The sequence below is a fragment of the Streptomyces sp. NPDC091271 genome (assembly GCF_044757505.1).
In the GTDB taxonomy this organism is placed as follows: domain Bacteria; phylum Actinomycetota; class Actinomycetes; order Streptomycetales; family Streptomycetaceae; genus Streptomyces.
The window spans coordinates 709,411-727,445 of sequence record NZ_JBIVVD010000003.1; the positions used below are offsets into that span (position 1 = coordinate 709,411).

Genomic DNA, 18,035 nt, shown 5'->3' on the forward strand with positions numbered 1-18,035 from the left:
GAGGTCAGACGGCGTCGCGAGGGGTGTCCTCGTACACCTGACCGAGCAGTGTCATCAGGCCCTCGTCGACGGTGAAGGGCGTGTCGTCGATCCGGTGGACCGGCGCGATGCCCTGCGAGTTCGTGACGAACGCCGCCCGGTACGCGTCCAGCCCGTCCAGCGTCACTCCGTGCCGTACCGAGGGCCGGTCCGTCCGTTCGAGTCCGCCCTCCAGCAGCGCCATGGTGATGCCGGTCAGCGCCGGGGCGTCCGGCCAGACGACCGAAGTGCCGTCCCAGAAGCCGATGTTGGTGATCGATCCCTCGGTCACCATGCCGCCCGGCGAGGTGAGCAGCGCCTCGTCGAACCCCGCCCGCCGGGCCTGCTGCCCGTAATAGATCTGGCAGAACTCGCCGGGGCGCTTGATGTGCGGCAGGGAGCGCGCGAACGGGACCGACATCAGGCTCTGCGGTGCGCCGTCCGCGCGGGCGGGCTCCCGCACCGTCACCATCCGCACCGTCGTCGCGCTGCCCGGGGGCATGAAGGCGTGGACCCGGACCGACGCGTCCCGTGCCCCGGCGCCGTCGAGCGCGTGCCCGATCAGTTCACGCACGCGCTCCCCGTCCAGGGGCAGGCCGAACAGTTCCCGGTTCGCGGAGTCCAGCCGGTCCAGATGCAGCGCGAGGCCTCGCACGGTGCGGTCCCTGACCTGCATCGCGGTGAAATGGCCGTAGCTCGCGAAGGCCGGGATGCGCAGGTCGTCCCCGGTGGCGGGGCGGCCGTCGAACTCGACGTAGAGGTCCGGAGCGAAGATCGTCATGGCCTCCAGCGTAGGTGTCGCGCCACGGCGCTTGACCTCAATCATGGTTGAGGTGTGAGTCTGCGGTGCATGGACCTCAACACAGCTGTTCCCACACCGTCCGACGTCCCGCTGAAGGACGTCCCGCTGAAGGTCGCCGTCATCCTCGGCAGCAACCGTGAGGGCCGCTTCGGCCCCGTCGTGGCCGAGTGGTTCCTCGGGCGGGCGGCCGGCCACCCGGGCATCGAGACCGAGCTGATCGATGTCGCCGAGACCGAGCCGCCTGCCACCGGGGCCGCCGAGGTGGCCCCCCGGCTGGCACACGCCGACGCGTTCGTCGTACTGACCCCCGAGTACAACCACTCCTACCCCGCCCCGCTGAAGAACCTCATCGACCGGCACTTCGCCGAATGGCAGGCCAAGCCCGTCGCGTTCGTGTCGTACGGCGGAATCTCCGGCGGCCTGCGGGCTGTCGAACACCTCCGCCAGGTCTTCGCCGAACTGCACGCCGTCTCCATCCGCGACACCGTCTCCTTCCACAACGCGGGCGCGCTCTTCGACGACCGGGGCGTGCACAAGGACCCGGTCCAGGTCGACGGGGCGGCCAAGAGGATGCTCGACCAGCTGGTCTGGTGGGGCCGCGCCCTGCGCGAGGCCAGGACCCGGCACCCGTACGCCGGCTGACCCCGCGAGCGCCGACAATCGAGGGGCACGGACACCGCGAACGAGGAGACCCGGATGACCGAGCCCGCATGGCTGACCGTACTGACCACGACAGACAGCGAGGAGAAGGCCCACACCCTGGCGCGGGGCGCGGTGGACGCGCGGCTCGCCGCCTGCGCCCAGATCTCGGCGCCCGTCACCTCCGTCTACCGGTGGCGGGACGCCGTCGAGACCGCCGAGGAATGGCAGGTGCTGTTCAAGACGGCGGCCGGGCGATACGACGAGCTGGAGGCCCACCTCGTCGCGGCCCACGGCTACGGGACGCCCGAGATCATCGCGACGCCCGTCGTGCGCGGCAACGACCGCTACCTCGCCTGGGTGTCCGCGGAGACGGCGCCCGACGCGACGCTGTGACCGGCGTCCGGCTGCCCTTCTTCGTATACGGCACGCTGCTCCCGGGGGAGCCCAATCACGACCAATTCCTCCGGGGCCGCACCCGCGGGGAACGCCCGGCCGTGCTGCCGGGCGCCCTCCTCTATGAGGGCCCGGGCTATCCGTACGCGATCGAGGGCCACGGTTCCGTCCACGGCGCGCTGGTCACCGCCGCGCCCGGGGCGTACGCGGAACTGCTCGGGCTCCTGGACGACCTGGAGCAGTACCTGGGGCCGGACCACCCGCGCAATCTGTACGAGCGGGTGGTCCGCCGGGCCGTCCCCGCGCCGCTGCCGGACGCGCCCGGATCAGGCTCCGCCGAGCCCGTGCGCGCCTGGGTCTACCTCGCCGCCACAGCAGTCGCCCGCTCCCTGCGCACCGGCGGCACACCCGTACCGGGCGGCGACTGGCTCAGCCGGCCGCTTCCACCCGTACGGCGCACACCTTGAACTCCGGCATGCGCGACACCGGGTCCAGCGCCGGATTCGTCAAGGAGTTGGCCCGGCCCGTGCCCGGCCAGTGGAACGGCATGAACACGGTGTCCTGCCGGATCGCCACGGTGATCCGCGCCGGCGCCACCGCCCGCCCCCGCCGCGAGGTGACCGCGACGTCCTCGCCCTCGGCCACCCCGATCCGCTCGGCGAGCCGGGGATGCAGCTCCACGAACGGCCCGGGGGCGGCCGCGTTCAGCTCGGCCACCCGGCGGGTCTGCGCCCCCGACTGGTACTGGGACACGACCCGCCCGGTGGTCAGCACCACCGGGTACTCCGCGTCCGTCTCCTCCGCGGCGGCCCGGTGCGTGACGGGGACGAACCGGGCCCGGCCGTCGTCCGTGGCGAACCGCTCCAGGAACAGCCTCGGCGTCCCGGCGTGCTCCTCGTCCGGGCACGGCCAGAACACCCCGTCCTCCGCCGCGATCCGGGCGTAGGTGATGCCCGCGTAGTCGGCGGGACCGCCCGCCGAGGCCCTCCGCAGCTCGTCGAAGACCTCCTCCGGATCGGCCGGGAAGCCCTTCCCGTGCCCCAGGAGGCCGGCCAGCGCGTTCAGCACCTCCAGGTCGCTGCGCACCCCCTCCGGCGGGGTGACCGCGCGCTGCCGCAGCAGCACCCGCCCCTCCAGGCTGGTCGTCGTCCCGCTCTCCTCCGCCCACTGCGTCACCGGCAGCACCACATCGGCCAGCGCCGCCGTCTCCGACAGCACCACGTCCGCGACCGCCAGGAAGTCCAGCGACTTCAGCCGCTCCTCGATGTGCCCCGCGTGCGGCGCCGACACGACCGGGTTGGACCCCATGACCAGCAGCGACCGCACATCCCGCCCCAGCGCGTCCAGCAGCTCGTACGCACTGCGCCCCGGCCCCGGCAGCGAATCGGGGTCGACGCCCCAGACCCCGGCCACATGGCGGCGCGCGGCCGGATCGGTGAGCTTGCGGTAGCCGGGCAGCTGGTCGGCCTTCTGGCCGTGCTCACGGCCGCCCTGGCCGTTGCCCTGGCCGGTCAGACAGCCGTACCCGGACAGCGGACGGCCCGCCCGGCCGGTGGCCAGGCAGAAGTTGATCCAGGCGCCGACCGTGTCCGTCCCCTTCGACTGCTGCTCGGGGCCCCGCGCGGTGAGCACCATCCCGCTCTCCGCCCCGCAGAACATCTCCACGGCCTCGCGCAGTTGCGGCACCGGCACCCCGGTGAGGCGCTCCACCAGCTCCGGCCAGTGCGCCATGGCGCCTGCCCTGGCCCCGTCCCAGCCGCTCGTCCGGGCGCGGACGAACTCCTCGTCCACCCGGCCGTCCGCCACGACCAGGTGCAGCATGCCCAGCGCGAGGGCGAGGTCGGTGCCCGGCCGGGGCGCCAGGTGGAGATCCGCCTGCTCGGCGGTCCTGGTCCGGCGCGGATCGATGACGATCAGCCGGCCGCCGTTCTCCCGCAGTTCGGTCAGATAGCGCAGCGCGGGCGGCATCGTCTCCGCGAGATTCGAGCCGACCAGGATCACGCACCCGGTCCGGGGGATGTCCTCCAGCGGGAACGGCAGCCCACGGTCGAGACCGAAGGCCCGCTGGTGTGCGGCGGCCGCCGACGACATGCAGAAGCGGCCGTTGTAGTCGATCTGCGAGGTGCCGAGCACTACCCGGGCGAACTTCCCGAGCGCGTACGCCTTCTCGTTGGTGAGCCCGCCCCCGCCGAAGACGCCCACGGCGTCCGCGCCGTGCTCCGCGCGCGTCACGCGCAGCCCGTCCGCGATCCTCTCCAGCGCCTCGTCCCAGCTCGCCGGCGCCAGCTCACCGCTCTCGCCGCGCACGAGGGGCCCCGTCAGCCGCACCCCCGCGGCGAGGACGGCGGGAGCCGTCCGCCCCTTGCCGCACAGGGCTCCCCGGTTGACAGGGAATTCCGTACGCTCCACGACCTCGACCACCCCGCCGTCGGTGACCGGTCGCAGCTTCATCCCGCACTGGAGCGCGCAGTACGGGCAGTGGGTGGACGTCTCGGTGCGGGCCATACGCCCAGCGTGCGAGGTGGGTATTACGAGTGCCGGTGCGTCCGGTTACGCCCCCGGTACGCACACCTCAGCCCGCCCCGCCCGCCGCCGTGAGGTCGCCCGCGAGCGCCTCCTCCACCCCCGGCTCCCGCGGCCCCAGGAAGTGCGGGTCCGGCTCGAACACCACGTCCAGGAGCGCCTTGCCCGCCGCGAACACCTCCCGCGTCCCGCCGTAGTACCAGGTGACGTCGTGTACGTCGTCGGCTCCCACCCCGTAGGCGTCGATCCCCGCCGAGCGGCACAGGGCGATCGCCCGCCGTATGTGGAAGCCCTGGCTCACCAGGACGGCCCGGTCGACCCCGAATATCTTCTTGGCGCGGACGCAGGAGTCCCAGGTGTCGAAGCCCGCGTAGTCGCTGACGATCCGGCCGTCCGGCACCCCGCGCGCCGTGAGGTACGTGCGCATGGCGTCCGGTTCGTCGTACTCCACGCGGCTGTTGTCCCCGGTGACCAGCAGGGCCCGGACCTTGCCCGCCCTGTACAGCTCGGCGGCGGTGTCCAGCCGGTGCGCGAGATACGGCGACGGCCGGCCCTCCCACAGCCCCGCCCCGAACACCACGGCGACCTCCCGCGCCGGGGCGCCGGCCGTCGTCCGCACCCGGGCGTCGGCCGTGGTGTGCAGCCAGGCCGCGGGCGCCAGAGCCACCGAGCAGACGACCATCAGCGCCTGCACCAGCCGCCGCTGCCCCCGCCGGGTCCGCGGCAGCCGCGGCCGCGCGGCGGCGAGCCCTCCCAGCACCACGCGCCCCGCACGACGGAGCCCTCCCGGTGTCCTCAACCGCATGCCCGCGCCCCCCGCGCTCGTACCGGATCCCTCAGGAAAGGGACGAACGGCGAGCGCGAAAGGTTCGCCGCCCGATCCGGATTCACGCTCCGGTGTGAACACGCGCCGACACCCACGACCCCCACCCTGTGAGGCGGAGGCAAACACTCGTCACCGGTGCGAAACGGCCCGGCAACGTCCGCCCGGCACCATCGGTCCATGACGGAGACGGCATCGGAACACCCTCGTGAGTCCCTGCCCCTCGACAGCACGGCGCAACTCCTGACCCGTATCACCGCCCAGCTCGGCACCCAGCTCAGCCTCGTCTCCCCGAACGGAACCCGCAGGCCCATGCACCGCATCCGGAGATCCGCCCCCACCCTGGTCGCCGTCGCGCACGGCAGCCGGGACCCGCAGGCCCTGCACACCGTCCTGGAGCTCCTGGACCGGGTACGGGAGCTGCGGCCCGCCCTCGACGTCCGGCTGGGCCACATCGAGCTGAACGAGCCCCTGCTGCCGGACACACTGGACGGCATCGGGCGGGGAGACGCCGTGCTCGTGCCCCTGCTGCTCGGCCGCGGCCACCACGTCCGGCACGACCTGCCCCTCGCCGCGGCGGCCGCGGGCCACCTCCGGACCCGGGTGGCGGCCCCGCTCGGACCGCACCCGCTGCTCGTCGAAGCCCTGTACGAGCGACTGGCCGAAGCCGGCTGGCGGGACGAGGACGGCACGAGCCGCGACGCAGCCGTCGTGCTCGCCGCCGCCGGGTCGCGCGACCCCGACTCGGACGTCGACGCGCGCCGCACCGCCGCCATGCTCAGCGACCGCCTCGGCGGAGTGCCCGTCGTGCCCGCCTACGCCTCGGCGTCCACACCCGACGTGCCCACCGCCCTGCGCGCACTCGCCGCCCGCGGCCGCCACCGGGTGGCCCTCGCCTCGTACTTCACGGCCCCCGGCCGCTTCGCGACCGTCTCGGCCGCCGCCGCCCCGGGTATCGCCGCCGCCCCTCTCGGCGCGCACCCCGCCATGGCCCGCCTCCTGCTGCACCGCTACGACCAGGCCCTCACCGGCACCGCGCCCGCCCACGCACCCCTGGCGCACCCGCACCTCCTCGCCACCGCCTGACCCTCCCTGTCAGCCCGTCCGTCTAATGTCGGGAACATGGACGGTACGCACGACCCCAGGGACACGCCCTACGGCACCGCTGACACCGAGCGCTGGGACACCGAGCCCGACAAAAGGCCCGGACGTACGGCCTTCCAGCGCGACCGCGCCCGGGTGCTCCACTCCGCCGCCCTGCGCAGGCTCGCCGGCAAGACCCAGGTCGTCACGCCCGGCACCCGCGGCCTGGCCTGGGACGCCAGTCCTCGCACCCGGCTCACCCACTCCCTGGAGTGCGCCCAGGTCGGCCGGGAGCTCGGCGCCGCCCTCGGCTGCGACCCCGACCTCGTGGAGGCGGCCTGCCTCTCCCACGACATGGGCCACCCGCCCTTCGGGCACAACGGCGAACAGGCGCTCAACGACTTCGCGTCGGACTGCGGCGGCTTCGAGGGCAACGCGCAGTCCCTGCGCCTGCTGACCCGCCTCGAACCCAAGCGCTTCGTCCGCGATCCCCGCAGCGGGGGGCTCGTCAGCGTAGGGCTCAATCTGACCCGCGCGGCCCTGGACGCCGCCACGAAGTACCCCTGGCCCCGGGGCGCGCACCCCACCGACCCCGGCTCCCCGAAGTTCGGGGTGTACGAGGACGACCTGCCGGTCTTCGCCTGGGCCCGCGAGGGCGCGCCCGAGGACGGCAGATGCTTCGAGGCCCAGGTCATGGACTGGTCCGACGACGTCGCCTACTCGGTGCACGACTTCGAGGACGGACTGCACGCCGGACACATCGACCCCGGCTGCCTCTTCTCCGAGCCCGAGCGCGCGGAGATCTGGGGCGTAGCCATCGGGCGGTACGTCCCGGCGGGCACCGACCCCCAGGAGCTCGCCGACGCCCTCGACCGGCTCACCGCCCAGGAGTGGTGGCCGCACGGCTACGACGGCACGGCGGTCGCCCAGGCCCGGCTGAAGGACGCGACGAGCCAGCTCATCGGCAGGTTCTGCCTCGCCGCCGAGGCCGCGACCCACTCCACGTACGGGCCCGGCCGGCTCGGCAGGTACGGCGCCGAGCTGATCGTCCCGCGCGAGGTGCGCAACGAGTGCGCCGTGCTCAAGGCCGTCGCGGACCGTTACGTCATGCAGCGCGCCGAGCAGGAGGCCATCCGCGCCGATCAGCGGATCGTGATCGCCGAGCTCGCGGCCGCGCTCACCGCCCGCGCGCCCGAAGGACTCGAACCGCAGTTCCGCGCCCTGTACGAGACGGCCGCCGACGACCGGGCCCGCAAGAGGGTTCTCGTCGACCAGATCGCCGCACTCACGGACGCCTCCGCGCGGTCCCTTCACGGAACACTCACGGGCGTTGGGCAGACTGGACCATGACCGGGCCACATGCCAGCGGCGGTGACCTGATCGGGGCACACCCTCTTTCGCCATCACGCTGCGTGCGGGACGCTCGCAGGTGGCGGCGCCGCGCAGCACAGTACCGAGGAGGCATCAAGTGGTCGACGCACATCGGACGTTCGTCATCATCGGCGGAGGGCTCGCCGGAGCGAAGGCGGCCGAGACACTCCGGGCGGAGGGCTTCAGCGGCCGGGTGATCCTCATCGGCGACGAGCGCGACCACCCGTACGAGCGGCCGCCCCTGTCCAAGGGATACCTGCTGGGCAAGGACGAGCGGGACTCCGTGTTCGTCCACGAGACCGCCTGGTACGCGGGCGCCGACATCGAGCTCCACCTCGGCCAGGTGGTCACCTCCATCGACCGGGCCGGCCGCTCCGTGCAGCTCGGCGACAACACGGTCGTCCACTACGACAAGCTGCTGCTCGCCACGGGCGCGGAGCCCCGCCGTCTCGACGTCCCGGGCACCGACCTCGTCGGCGTCCACCACCTGCGCCGTCTCGCCCACTCCGACCGGCTGCGCAACGTCCTCGCCGCCCTCGGCCGTGACAACGGCCACCTGGTGATCGCCGGAGCCGGCTGGATCGGCCTGGAGATCGCCGCGGCGGCCCGCGGCTATGGCGCGGAGGTCACCGTCGTAGCCCCATCGCCGACCCCGCTGCACCACGTCGTCGGCCCGGAGGTCGGCCAGATCTTCACCGAGCTGCACGCGGAGCACGGCGTCCGCTTCCACTTCGGCGCCCGCCTCACCGAGATCACCGGACAGGACGGCCTGGTCCTCGCGGCCCGTACGGACGACGGCGAGGAGCACCCCGCCCACGACGTGCTCGCCGCGATCGGCGCGGCCCCGCGCACCTCGCTCGCCGAGGCCGCGGGGCTCGACATGGCGGGCCGGGCCGAGGGCGGCGGTGTCGTCGTCGACGCCTCCCTGCGTACCTCCGACCCGCACATCTACGCCGCCGGGGACATCGCGTCCGTGGACCATCCGCTCTTCGGCGGCCGGCTGCGCGTGGAGCACTGGGCGAACGCCCTGAACAGCGGACCGGCCGCGGCGAAGGCCATGCTCGGCCAGGACGTGTCCTACGACCGGGTGCCGTACTTCTTCTCCGACCAGTACGACCTCGGCCTGGAGTACTCCGGCTGGGCCCCGCCCGGTTCGTACGACCAGGTCGTCATCCGGGGCGACGCCGGCAAGCGCGAGTTCATCGCCTTCTGGCTGAAGGACCGCCGGGTCCTCGCCGGGATGAACGTCAATGTGTGGGACGTCACCGAAAGCATCCAGAAGCTGATCAAGGCCGCCCGGCCGGTCGACCCGGACACCCTGGGCGACCCCTCGGTACCCCTGGAATCCCTGCTCTGACCGGTGGCCCCGGCATCCGGGACGGGCCGGCGCCCCAGGGGTGCGCCCCCGCTGCCGCCGGTCCCGGATGCCCGGCCCCACCCGTAGACTTCACGCGTGGCAGGCAGGATCAATGACGACGACGTGAAGGCGGTCCGGGACGCGGTCCCGATCGACGCCGTCGTGTCCGAGTACCTTCAGCTGCGCAACGCGGGCGGTGGAAACCTCAAGGGCCTCTGCCCCTTCCACGACGAGAAGTCCCCCTCCTTCCAGGTGAGTCCGGCCAAGGGCCTGTTCCACTGCTTCGGCTGCCAGGAGGGCGGCGACACGATCGCCTTCGTGATGAAGATCGATCACCTCACCTTCTCCGAGACGGTCGAACGCCTCGCCGGCCAGGCGGGCATCACCCTGCGGTACGAGGAGGGCGGCTACAACCCCTCCCACCAGCGCGGCGAGCGCATCCGCCTGGTCGAGGCCCACAAGATCGCCGCGGACTTCTACCGCGAGCAGCTGAACGGGCCGGAGGCGGAGATCGGCCGGGCGTTCCTCGCCGCGCGTGGCTTCGACCAGGACGCGGCGGCCCACTTCGGCGTCGGCTACAGCCCCGCGGGCTGGGACCACCTCACCCGCTATCTGCGGGGCAAGGGCTTCAGCGACAAGGAGCTCATCAGTTCCGGTATCTCCCAGGACGGCCGCCGCGGCCCCATCGACCGCTTCCGCGGCCGGCTGATGTGGCCGATCAGCGACACCTCGGGCGACATCGTCGGCTTCGGCGCCCGCAAGCTCCGCGACGACGACAACGGCCCGAAGTACCTCAACACCCCCGAGACCTCGATCTACAAGAAGTCCCAGGTGCTGTACGGCATCGACCTGGCCAAGAAGGACATCGCCAAGGCGAGCCGCGCCGTCGTCGTCGAGGGCTACACCGATGTCATGGCCTGCCACCTCGCCGGGGTCACCACCGCCATCGCCACCTGCGGCACCTCGTTCGGCAACGACCACATCAAGATCCTCCGACGGCTCCTGATGGACAACGGCAGCGCCCGGGTCATCTTCACCTTCGACGGTGACGCCGCAGGCCAGAAAGCCGCCCTGCGCGCCTTCGAGGACGACCAGAAGTTCGCCGCCGAGACGTACATCGCGATCGCCCCGGACAACATGGACCCGTGCGACCTGCGGCTCGCCAAGGGCGACGACGCCGTCCGGGACCTGGTCGAGCCCCGCACCCCGCTCTTCGAATTCGCGCTCCGCCAGATCGTCGGCCGCTACGACCTGGAGACCCCGGCCGGCCGGGCCGCCGCGCTCGACGAGGCCGCGCCCGTCGTCGCCAAGATCAAGACGAGCAGCGTCCAGCGGGAGGTGGCCGTCCAGCTCGCCGGCTTCGTCGGCATCCTCGACCAGGAATTCGTCGTCCACCGGGTCAACCAGCTCGCCCAGTGGGCCCGCGGGCGGGGAGACCAGCGAGGACCCGCGTCGGCCTCGCGTACCGGCAACGCGCAGCACCAGCAGGTCCAGGCCCCCGCCGCCCCGCCCGGCCCCGCGCTCAACCTCCGCAGTCCCGCGCACCGCACCGAGCGCGAGCTGCTCAAGCTCGCGCTGCAGAAGCCCGCCCTGGTCTCCCCGGCTTTCGACGCCTACGGAGTCGACGAGTTCACCGCCCCGCCCTACGCCGCCGTACGCCAGTGCATCGCGGAGGCGGGCGGCGCGGAGCTGGGCGTCGCCGAGACCCGCGAGTATCTGGTCCAGGTGCTCGACGCGACCCCCGACGACACGGTGCGCAAGCTCGTCACCGAGCTCGCGGTCGAGGTCTTCCACGGCAAGACCATCGACGAGTCGTACGCGGGCCAGCACCTGGTCAAGGTCCGCCTCCGCGCCGTCGACCGCAGGATCGACGACGTACAGAGCAGCCTCGCCCGCCTCGGCAGCAATGTCGCCCCGGACCATCTGGCCGCCGCGCAGAACGAGGTCTGGGTGCTCCAGCAGTACGCACAGTCGCTGCGGAGCCACGGCGCCGACGCCCTCTGAGCCTCAGGGCCTGTGCGGAGTTGTCCCGCGGCGTCGCGGGACAATGCCGCACAGGCCTATCAGCACGCCGTTACTCTCCGGACGCAAAAAGTCACCGCACGCCCCTCGTGGCGGCGATGTGTCGTACCCCACACTGGGTGACGGTTCCTGAGTCGTCGGAGCGCGGCCGGTCCGCCCGGGGCGGACCTCCATCCCCGCGGTCCGCCAGCGATCACCTGGAGGTCGCCCCCGTGCAGACCCGGACCGTGCCGACCACGACCGAGCATGTCCCGGCGATTCCCGCGCAGAACCGGGTCACACGTCACCCGGAGACGGCGGGCACGCCCCAAGCGGTGCTGGAGGAACCGGTGGAGCCTCCAGAGGCATCGGAACCGCGGAGCCGCCCGGAAGCGGGCGGGCCTACCTCCGACCTCTTCCGCCAGTACTTACGGGAGATCGGGCGGATACCGCTGCTCAGCGCCGCCGAGGAGGTCGACCTCGCCCGCCGTGTCGAGGCGGGGCTCTTCGCCGAGGAACGGCTCGCCTCCACCCCCGACCCCGACTCCCGGCTCGCCTTCGACCTGGACCGGCTCGTGGTCATGGGGCGGATGGCCAAGCGCCGGCTCATCGAGGCCAACCTCCGCCTCGTGGTCTCCGTGGCCAAGCGCTACGTGGGCCGGGGCCTGACCATGCTCGACCTGGTCCAGGAGGGGAACCTCGGACTGATCAGGGCGGTCGAGAAGTTCGACTACGCCCGGGGCTACAAATTCTCCACGTACGCGACATGGTGGATCCGCCAGGCGATGTCCCGCGCGCTGGCCGACCAGGCCAGGACCATAAGGGTCCCGGTGCATGTCGTCGAGCTGATCAACCGGGTCGTGCGCGTCCAGCGCCGTCTGCTCCAGGAGCGCGGTTACGAGCCCACCGCCGAAGAGGTCGCGGCCCAGCTCGACCTGACCCCGGAACGTGTCGTCGAGGTCCGGCGCCTCGCCCAGGAACCCGTGTCCCTGCACGCCCCCGTCGGCGAGGAGGACGACGTCGCCTTCGGCGATCTCATCGAGGACGGCGACGCCGCCTCACCCGTGGAGTCCGCGGCCTTCCTCCTGCTGCGCGAACACCTGGAGGCGGTGCTCTCCACCCTCGGGGAGCGGGAGAGAAAGGTCGTCCAGCTCCGCTACGGGCTCGACGACGGGCGGCCCCGCACGCTCGAGGAGATCGGACGGATCTTCGGCGTGACACGCGAACGCATCCGCCAGATCGAGTCCAAGACGCTCGACAAGCTGCGGGACCACGCCTTCGCCGACCAGCTCCGCGGCTACCTCGACTGAGACCGGCCGGCCCCGCCCCGACCGGACCGAGCCCGGCCCCCTCCCGGTCAGTCGACCTCGGCCAGTGCCTCCGAGAACTGCGCGGCGTACAGGCGGGCGTAGGCCCCCTCGGCGGCCAGCAGCCCCTCGTGCGTGCCCTGTTCGACGATCGAGCCGTTCTCCATCACCAGGATCACGTCCGCGTCCCGGATGGTGGAGAGCCGGTGCGCGATCACGAAGCTGGTACGGCCGTGGGCCAGCCGCGCCATCGCCTTCTGGATCAGCACCTCGGTCCGGGTGTCCACCGAGCTGGTGGCCTCGTCGAGCACCAGGATCACCGGGTCGGACAGGAACGCCCGCGCGATGGTGATCAGCTGCTTCTCGCCCGCGCTGACCCCGGCCCCGTCGTCGTCGATCACCGTGTCGTAACCGTCGGGCAGGGTACGGACGAAGCGGTCGGCGTGGGCCGCCCGCGCCGCCTCCTCGATCTCCTCCCGGGTCACCTCGCGCGACGCGCCGTAGGCGATGTTCTCCGCGATCGTGCCGCCGAACAGCCAGGTGTCCTGGAGCACCATCCCTATGCCCGAGCGGAGTTCGTCACGCGACATCTTCGCCGCGTCGACCCCGTCCAGGACGATCCGGCCGCCCGTCACCTCGTAGAACCGCATCAGCAGGTTGACCAGCGTCGTCTTGCCGGCGCCGGTCGGGCCGACGATGGCGACCGTGTGGCCGGGCTCCACGCTCAGCGAGAGGTTCTCGATGAGGGGCTTCTCCGGGTCGTACCGGAAGGACACGTGCTCCAGCGAGACGCTGCCGCGCCGCTCCTGGGGCCGCTCCGCCGGCTCCGGGTCGGGTCCCTGCTCCTCGGCGTCCAGCAGACCGAAGACCCGCTCCGCGGACGCGATCCCCGACTGCACCAGGTTCGCCATCGACGCGACCTGCGTCAGCGGCATCGAGAACTGCCGTGAGTACTGGATGAAGGCCTGCACGTCACCGATCGACAGCGCACCCGACGCCACCCGCAGACCGCCGACGACCGCGACCAGCACGTAGTTCAGGTTCGACACGAACATCATCAGCGGCTGCATGATCCCGCTGTTGAACTGGGCCTTGAATCCGGCCTCGTACAGCGCGTCGTTCTGCTCGGCGAAGTCCTTCGCGGACTCCTCCTGCCGCCCGAAGACCTTCACCAGGGCGTGGCCGGTGTACATCTCCTCGATGTGGGCGTTGAGCCTGCCCGTCACCTTCCACTGCGCCACGAAGTGCGGCTGCGACCTCTTGCCGACCCGCGCCGCGACGAACACGGACAGCGGGATCGTCACCAGCGCGACCAGAGCCAGCAGCGGCGAGATCCAGAACATCATGATCAGTACGCCGACGATGGTCAGCAGGGAGTTGATGAGCTGGCCCATCGTCTGCTGCATCGTCTGCGAGATGTTGTCGATGTCGTTCGTCGCCCGGCTCAGCACCTCACCGCGCTGCTGCCGGTCGAAATAGGAGAGAGGGAGTCGCGCCAGCTTGGTCTGCAGGTCCTCCCGCAGCTGGAAGACGACCCGGTTGATCACCCGGATCGACAGCCGCGTCGACACCAGCATCAGCAGCCCCGCGCCGACGTACACCACCAGCGCCGCCAGCAGGACCTGGCCCACCGCACCGAAGTCGATGCCGTCGCCGGGGGTGAAGTCCACCCCGGTCAGCATGTCGGCGAGCCCGCCGTCGCCCCGCTCGCGCAGGCCGTCGATGGCCTGCTCCTTCGTCGTGCCGTCCGGCATCTGCCGTCCGACGACACCCGCGAAGATCAGGTCGGTGGCCCCGCCGAGGATCTTGGGCCCCAGCACGGAGAGCGCCACGCTCAGCGTTCCCGCGCCCAGCATCAGATACAGCGAGGACTTCTCCCTGCTGAACCGTCTCAGGAGCCGTTTCCCGGACCCCTTGAAGTCCATGGACCGCTCCGTGGGCCCTGCCATCATCCGTCCGCCCGGCCCGGCCATCAGGCGGCCTCCGCTTCCGTCAGCTGGGAGAGCACGATCTCCCGGTAGGTTTCGTTGCCGTCCATCAGCTCGTGATGGCTGCCCGTCCCGACGACCCGGCCCTCGTCCAGCACCAGGATCCGGTCGGCGTCACGGATCGTGGACACCCGCTGCGCCACGATCACCACGGTCGCCCCCGCCGTCTCGCGGGACAGCGCACCGCGCAGCGCGGCGTCCGTCGCGTAGTCCAGGGCGGAGAACGAGTCGTCGAAGAGGTAGATCTCCGGCTGCTGCACCAGCGTCCGCGCGATCGCGAGCCGCTGCCGCTGGCCGCCGGAGACATTGGTGCCGCCCTGGGCGATCGGCGCGTCGAGCCCGTGTTCCAGCCGCTCCACGAAGTCCTTCGCCTGTGCCACCTCCAGCGCGTGCCACAGCTCCTTGTCGGTCGCGTCCGGATTGCCGTAGCGCAGATTCGTCGCGACCGTCCCCGAGAACAGGTACGGCTTCTGCGGGACCAGGCTCACCGTCTTCGCCAGCAGGACCGGATCCAGCGTCCGCACATCCGTACCGTCGACGAGCACATCGCCGTCCGTCGCGTCGAACAGCCGCGGTACGAGACCCAGCAGCGTCGACTTCCCGCTGCCCGTCGACCCGATGATCGCGGTCGTCTCCCCGGGCCTCGCCACCAGATCGACCGAGCGCAGCACCGGCTCCTCGGCGCCCGGGAAGCGGAATTCGGCGCCCCGTATCTCCAGATGGCCGTGCTTGAGCAGCTTCGTGACCGGAGCGGTGGGCGGCACCACGCTCGACTCGGTCTCCAGGACCTCCTGGATGCGCTCCGCGCAGACCTCGGCACGCGGCACCATGATGAACATGAAGGTGGCCATCATCACCGACATGACGATCTGCATCAGATACGCGAGGAACGCGGTCAGCGCCCCGATCTGCATCCCGCCGCTGTCGATGCGGTGCGCCCCGAACCAGACCACGGCGATGGACGACAGGTTCACGACCGTCATCACCGTCGGGAACATCAGGGCCATCAGCCGCCCCGTCGACACCGCGACGTCCGTGAGCTCCGTGTTGGCGCCGCGGAAGCGTTCCTCCTCGTAGCCGTCACGGATGAAGGCGCGGATGACACGGTTGCCGGTGATCTGCTCGCGCAGCACGCGGTTCACCGTGTCCAGCCGCTCCTGCATCGTGCGGAACAGCGGCCGCATCCTCCGCACGATGAGGCTCACCGAGATGCCGAGCACGGGCAGCACCGCCAGCAGAACCGCCGACAGCGGGACGTCCTGGCCGAGCGCCATGATGACGCCGCCGACACACATGATGGGCGCCGACACCATCAGGGTGAACGCCATCAGGACGAGCATCTGGACCTGCTGCACGTCATTGGTCGTACGGGTGATCAGCGAGGGAGCCCCGAACCGTCCCACCTCGCGTGCGGAGAACGACTGCACCCGGCCGAATATCGAGGCCCGCACATCGCGTCCCAGGGCGGAGGCCGTCCGGGCGCCGTAGTAGACCGCCCCGATGTTGCAGACGATCTGGATGATGCTGACGGCGATCATCACGCCGCCGAATTCCAGGATGTAACCCGTGTCACCCTGTACGACACCGTTGTCGATGATGTCCGCGTTGAGGCTGGGCAGATAGAGGCTTGCGCAGGTCTGCAGCAGCTGGAGGAACACCAGCAGCACGATCGGACGTCTGTACGGACCCAGATAGGTCCGCAGGAGTTTTATGAGCACGCGAGTCTCTCGGAGTCGGCGAGGGCAGAGGCCGGTCCATACTCCGGCACCCCCCACCCCGACTGCCAACGCTTTTGTCCAAGTCCCGGTCAAATTCCGGGACCGCGTCGCTCAGGCGGTTCCGCCGAACGCCCCGGGGTGGATCTGGTCCCTGGTCGCCCCGTACTGCTGGCGTACCGCGCGGCCCACGGCGAGCTCCTCACCCGGCTCCAGCACCTGCGCCGCCGCGCCCTGCCAGGCCGGGGGAGTACGCGGGTCGAGCTTCCCCTCCGAGACCCCGAGGGCCCACGCCGCCTGCCTGGCCGCGCCCAGCGCCGCGTACTCGGCGGGCTGCGGCACGACGACCTGGGTTCCGAGCAACGCGGGCGCCAGCGCCTGCACGGCGGGCAGTTCGGCGGCGGCGCCCAGCAGGAACACGCGCCGCACCTCCACACCCCGGTCCCGCAGCACGTCCAGGGCGTCGGCCAGCGAGCACAGCATCCCCTCGAAGGAGGCCCGCGCCAGGTGCTCGGGCTTCATCGACTCGCGCCGCAGCCCGCTCAGCGTTCCCGCGGTGTGCGGCAGGTGGGGGGTGCGCTCACCCTCCAGATAGGGGAGCAGGACGAGCCCCGAGGAACCCGGCGTCGACTTCAGCGCCAGCGCGGACAGTTCGTCGAGGCCCTCCAGGCCCAGCATCTCGGCCGTGCCGCGCAGTGCGCGTACCGCGTTCGACGTGTGGACCACCGGCAGATGCATCCCGGTCGCGTCGGCGAAGGAGGTGATCATCCCCGTGGGGTCGGCCAGCGCCTCGTGGTGCACGGCCATCACCGAACCCGAGGCGCCCAGCGACACCACGGCGTCCCCTACCGCGACGCCCAGCCCGAAGGCCGCGGCCATCGTCTCGCCGGTGCCCGCCGAGATCAGCAGACCTTCCGGAGTCGTCCCCGCGGCGTCGGCCGGGCCGAGGACCTCGGGCAGCGCGGCCTGATGGCCGAGCGCGAGTTCCACGAGATCGGGCCGGTAGGACCCGGAGCCCGCCGACCAGTAACCGGTGCCGGACGCGGCACCGCGGTCGGTCGTACGCCGGGCGGGCCGGCCGAGGAGCTGCCACACAAGCCAGTCGTGCGGCTGCAGTACGGCGGCGACGCGCTGCGCGTTCTCCGGCTCCGACCGCACCAGCCAGCGCAGCTTCGCCACGGGCTGTGCGGCCTGCGGGACAGCACCCACGGCCTCGGCCCAGGGCTGCCGCCCACCGAGCCCGTCGATCAGATCCGCCGCGGCGGCCTGCGCCCGACGGTCGTTGCCGAGCAGCGCCGGCCGTACGAGATTGCCCTGGTGGTCCAGCGGCACCAGCCCGTGCTGCTGCGCGGACACACCGATGGCCTGCACGCCTTCGAGCAGCCCTCCTGAGGCCGCCTCACCGAGTGAGAGCAGCCACGCCTGCGGATCCACCTCCGAGGCCTTGGCCTCGATGGGATGCGCGGCGTACCCCTGCCGCAGCACCGCACCGGTGTCCGTGTCGCAGACGACGATGTGCGTGAAGGCGGATGAACTGTCCAAGCCGGCCACTATGCCCATGGGCACGATTCTGCCGCACCTGGAGAGCGTTCCGTACGCGGACCGTTCCGTACCGGGCGTGTGCCCGGTACGGAACGGGCCTCAGGTGTTCGTCGTGCCCCAGTCGTCGCTGCCGCTGTGGCCGTTGCGCTCCCGCAGCGAGCGCACCCGGTCGGAGACGGACACGGGGACCTTGTCCCCGACCTTCTCGCTCACCGAGTGGTACGCCTTGCCGGCGAAGTCCCGGCCGCCGTGCGCGGCGGACTCCGCCGCGTTCCGCACAGCGGGGTTCTCGGCCAGTGTCTGCGCCGCCTTCTTCAGTTGCTCGTAACGCTCGCGCCCGGCTCGCGTGCCGAGCACGTAACCGAGCGCCGCTCCGGCGATGAACGTGAGCCGGTACCGCATGGCTGCCACCCTTCCTTACGCTCCGTGCGACGTGTGCTGCCCGCCTACCCGCACACACCGAGATCACC

The 18,035-nt window shown here is 71.7% G+C and carries 15 protein-coding genes; 8 read left to right on the top strand and 7 right to left on the bottom strand.

What is annotated here, in order from left to right:
• Nucleotides 1–4: 4 nt before the first annotated feature.
• On the bottom strand, nucleotides 5–799 hold the full coding sequence (locus tag ACIQM3_RS14960; RefSeq protein WP_401623791.1) for an aminotransferase class IV: 795 nt from the start codon (nucleotides 797–799) through the stop codon (nucleotides 5–7).
• 69 nt (nucleotides 800–868) lie between these two features.
• Here ACIQM3_RS14960 and ACIQM3_RS14965 point away from each other — a divergent pair, with 69 nt between their 5' ends.
• Genes ACIQM3_RS14965 through ACIQM3_RS14975 form a run of 3 tightly spaced genes read left to right on the top strand, consistent with a single transcriptional unit; the run spans nucleotide 869 to nucleotide 2,322 of the window.
• Nucleotides 869–1,462 (top strand): NADPH-dependent FMN reductase, encoded by a 594-nt coding sequence (locus tag ACIQM3_RS14965; protein WP_401623793.1) that lies wholly within the window; start codon nucleotides 869–871, stop codon nucleotides 1,460–1,462.
• A 54-nt stretch (nucleotides 1,463–1,516) separates the two neighbouring features.
• On the top strand, nucleotides 1,517–1,855 hold the full coding sequence (gene cutA / locus ACIQM3_RS14970; RefSeq protein WP_401623795.1) for a divalent-cation tolerance protein CutA: 339 nt from the start codon (nucleotides 1,517–1,519) through the stop codon (nucleotides 1,853–1,855).
• The gene (locus ACIQM3_RS14975) at nucleotides 1,852–2,322 is read left to right on the top strand and encodes a gamma-glutamylcyclotransferase family protein (protein ID WP_401623797.1); all 471 of its coding nucleotides are present in this window, start codon (nucleotides 1,852–1,854) and stop codon (nucleotides 2,320–2,322) included. The genes cutA and ACIQM3_RS14975 overlap by 4 nt, the downstream gene beginning before the upstream one ends.
• Here ACIQM3_RS14975 and ACIQM3_RS14980 read toward each other — a convergent pair.
• Together ACIQM3_RS14980 and ACIQM3_RS14985 are read right to left on the bottom strand one after the other, a co-directional pair.
• Nucleotides 2,285–4,360: a molybdopterin oxidoreductase family protein gene (locus tag ACIQM3_RS14980; RefSeq protein WP_401623799.1), complete on the bottom strand. Its 2,076-nt coding sequence runs from the start codon at nucleotides 4,358–4,360 to the stop codon at nucleotides 2,285–2,287. The genes ACIQM3_RS14975 and ACIQM3_RS14980 overlap by 38 nt on opposite strands.
• A gap of 67 nt (nucleotides 4,361–4,427) precedes the next feature.
• Entirely contained in the window at nucleotides 4,428–5,183 is a 756-nt protein-coding gene (locus ACIQM3_RS14985) for a vancomycin high temperature exclusion protein (RefSeq protein WP_401623800.1), read from the bottom strand.
• Between the two features lie 198 nt (nucleotides 5,184–5,381).
• On the opposite strand from ACIQM3_RS14985, the gene ACIQM3_RS14990 reads away from it, so the two are divergent.
• From ACIQM3_RS14990 to ACIQM3_RS15010, 5 genes are all read left to right on the top strand, one after another.
• On the top strand, nucleotides 5,382–6,287 hold the full coding sequence (locus tag ACIQM3_RS14990; RefSeq protein WP_401623802.1) for a sirohydrochlorin chelatase: 906 nt from the start codon (nucleotides 5,382–5,384) through the stop codon (nucleotides 6,285–6,287).
• Nucleotides 6,288–6,323: 36 nt separating this feature from the next.
• Complete coding sequence (locus ACIQM3_RS14995; RefSeq protein WP_401623804.1) at nucleotides 6,324–7,634, top strand: deoxyguanosinetriphosphate triphosphohydrolase; 1,311 nt, start codon at nucleotides 6,324–6,326, stop codon at nucleotides 7,632–7,634.
• Between the two features lie 118 nt (nucleotides 7,635–7,752).
• Nucleotides 7,753–9,012: an NAD(P)/FAD-dependent oxidoreductase gene (locus ACIQM3_RS15000; RefSeq protein WP_401623805.1), complete on the top strand. Its 1,260-nt coding sequence runs from the start codon at nucleotides 7,753–7,755 to the stop codon at nucleotides 9,010–9,012.
• A 96-nt stretch (nucleotides 9,013–9,108) separates the two neighbouring features.
• Nucleotides 9,109–11,016, top strand: coding sequence for a DNA primase (gene dnaG, locus ACIQM3_RS15005; RefSeq protein ID WP_401623807.1), 1,908 nt, complete (start codon nucleotides 9,109–9,111; stop codon nucleotides 11,014–11,016).
• Nucleotides 11,017–11,246: 230 nt separating this feature from the next.
• Entirely contained in the window at nucleotides 11,247–12,323 is a 1,077-nt protein-coding gene (locus tag ACIQM3_RS15010; RefSeq protein ID WP_401623809.1) for an RNA polymerase sigma factor, read from the top strand.
• 47 nt (nucleotides 12,324–12,370) lie between these two features.
• On the opposite strand, the gene ACIQM3_RS15015 is transcribed toward ACIQM3_RS15010, so the two are convergent.
• From ACIQM3_RS15015 to ACIQM3_RS15030, 4 genes are all read right to left on the bottom strand, one after another.
• Nucleotides 12,371–14,293 (bottom strand): ABC transporter ATP-binding protein, encoded by a 1,923-nt coding sequence (locus ACIQM3_RS15015; protein WP_401623811.1) that lies wholly within the window; start codon nucleotides 14,291–14,293, stop codon nucleotides 12,371–12,373.
• Nucleotides 14,293–16,026 (bottom strand): ABC transporter ATP-binding protein, encoded by a 1,734-nt coding sequence (locus ACIQM3_RS15020; protein WP_401623813.1) that lies wholly within the window; start codon nucleotides 16,024–16,026, stop codon nucleotides 14,293–14,295. The genes ACIQM3_RS15015 and ACIQM3_RS15020 overlap by 1 nt, the downstream gene beginning before the upstream one ends.
• Nucleotides 16,027–16,137: 111 nt before the next feature.
• Nucleotides 16,138–17,583 carry an FGGY family carbohydrate kinase gene (locus ACIQM3_RS15025; protein WP_401623815.1) on the bottom strand — a complete coding sequence of 482 codons (1,446 nt, stop codon included), beginning with the start codon at nucleotides 17,581–17,583 and terminating at the stop codon, nucleotides 16,138–16,140.
• Nucleotides 17,584–17,664: 81 nt separating this feature from the next.
• Nucleotides 17,665–17,967 (bottom strand): YtxH domain-containing protein, encoded by a 303-nt coding sequence (locus ACIQM3_RS15030; RefSeq protein WP_401624359.1) that lies wholly within the window; start codon nucleotides 17,965–17,967, stop codon nucleotides 17,665–17,667.
• Between the last annotated feature and the right edge of the window lie 68 nt (nucleotides 17,968–18,035).

What these genes read in the sequence shown, in the direction of transcription:
- ACIQM3_RS15025 (WP_401623815.1), bottom strand. Translation starts at nt 17,583, where the DNA reads ATGGGCATAGTGGCCGGCTTGGACAGTTCATCCGCCTTCACGCACATC.
- ACIQM3_RS15015 (WP_401623811.1), bottom strand. Translation starts at nt 14,293, where the DNA reads ATGGCCGGGCCGGGCGGACGGATGATGGCAGGGCCCACGGAGCGGTCC.
- ACIQM3_RS14990 (WP_401623802.1), top strand. Translation starts at nt 5,382, where the DNA reads ATGACGGAGACGGCATCGGAACACCCTCGTGAGTCCCTGCCCCTCGAC.
- ACIQM3_RS14960 (WP_401623791.1), bottom strand. Translation starts at nt 799, where the DNA reads ATGACGATCTTCGCTCCGGACCTCTACGTCGAGTTCGACGGCCGCCCC.
- ACIQM3_RS14995 (WP_401623804.1), top strand. Translation starts at nt 6,324, where the DNA reads ATGGACGGTACGCACGACCCCAGGGACACGCCCTACGGCACCGCTGAC.
- ACIQM3_RS14985 (WP_401623800.1), bottom strand. Translation starts at nt 5,183, where the DNA reads ATGCGGTTGAGGACACCGGGAGGGCTCCGTCGTGCGGGGCGCGTGGTG.
- cutA (WP_401623795.1), top strand. Translation starts at nt 1,517, where the DNA reads ATGACCGAGCCCGCATGGCTGACCGTACTGACCACGACAGACAGCGAG.
- ACIQM3_RS15030 (WP_401624359.1), bottom strand. Translation starts at nt 17,967, where the DNA reads ATGCGGTACCGGCTCACGTTCATCGCCGGAGCGGCGCTCGGTTACGTG.
- ACIQM3_RS14980 (WP_401623799.1), bottom strand. Translation starts at nt 4,360, where the DNA reads ATGGCCCGCACCGAGACGTCCACCCACTGCCCGTACTGCGCGCTCCAG.
- ACIQM3_RS14965 (WP_401623793.1), top strand. Translation starts at nt 869, where the DNA reads ATGGACCTCAACACAGCTGTTCCCACACCGTCCGACGTCCCGCTGAAG.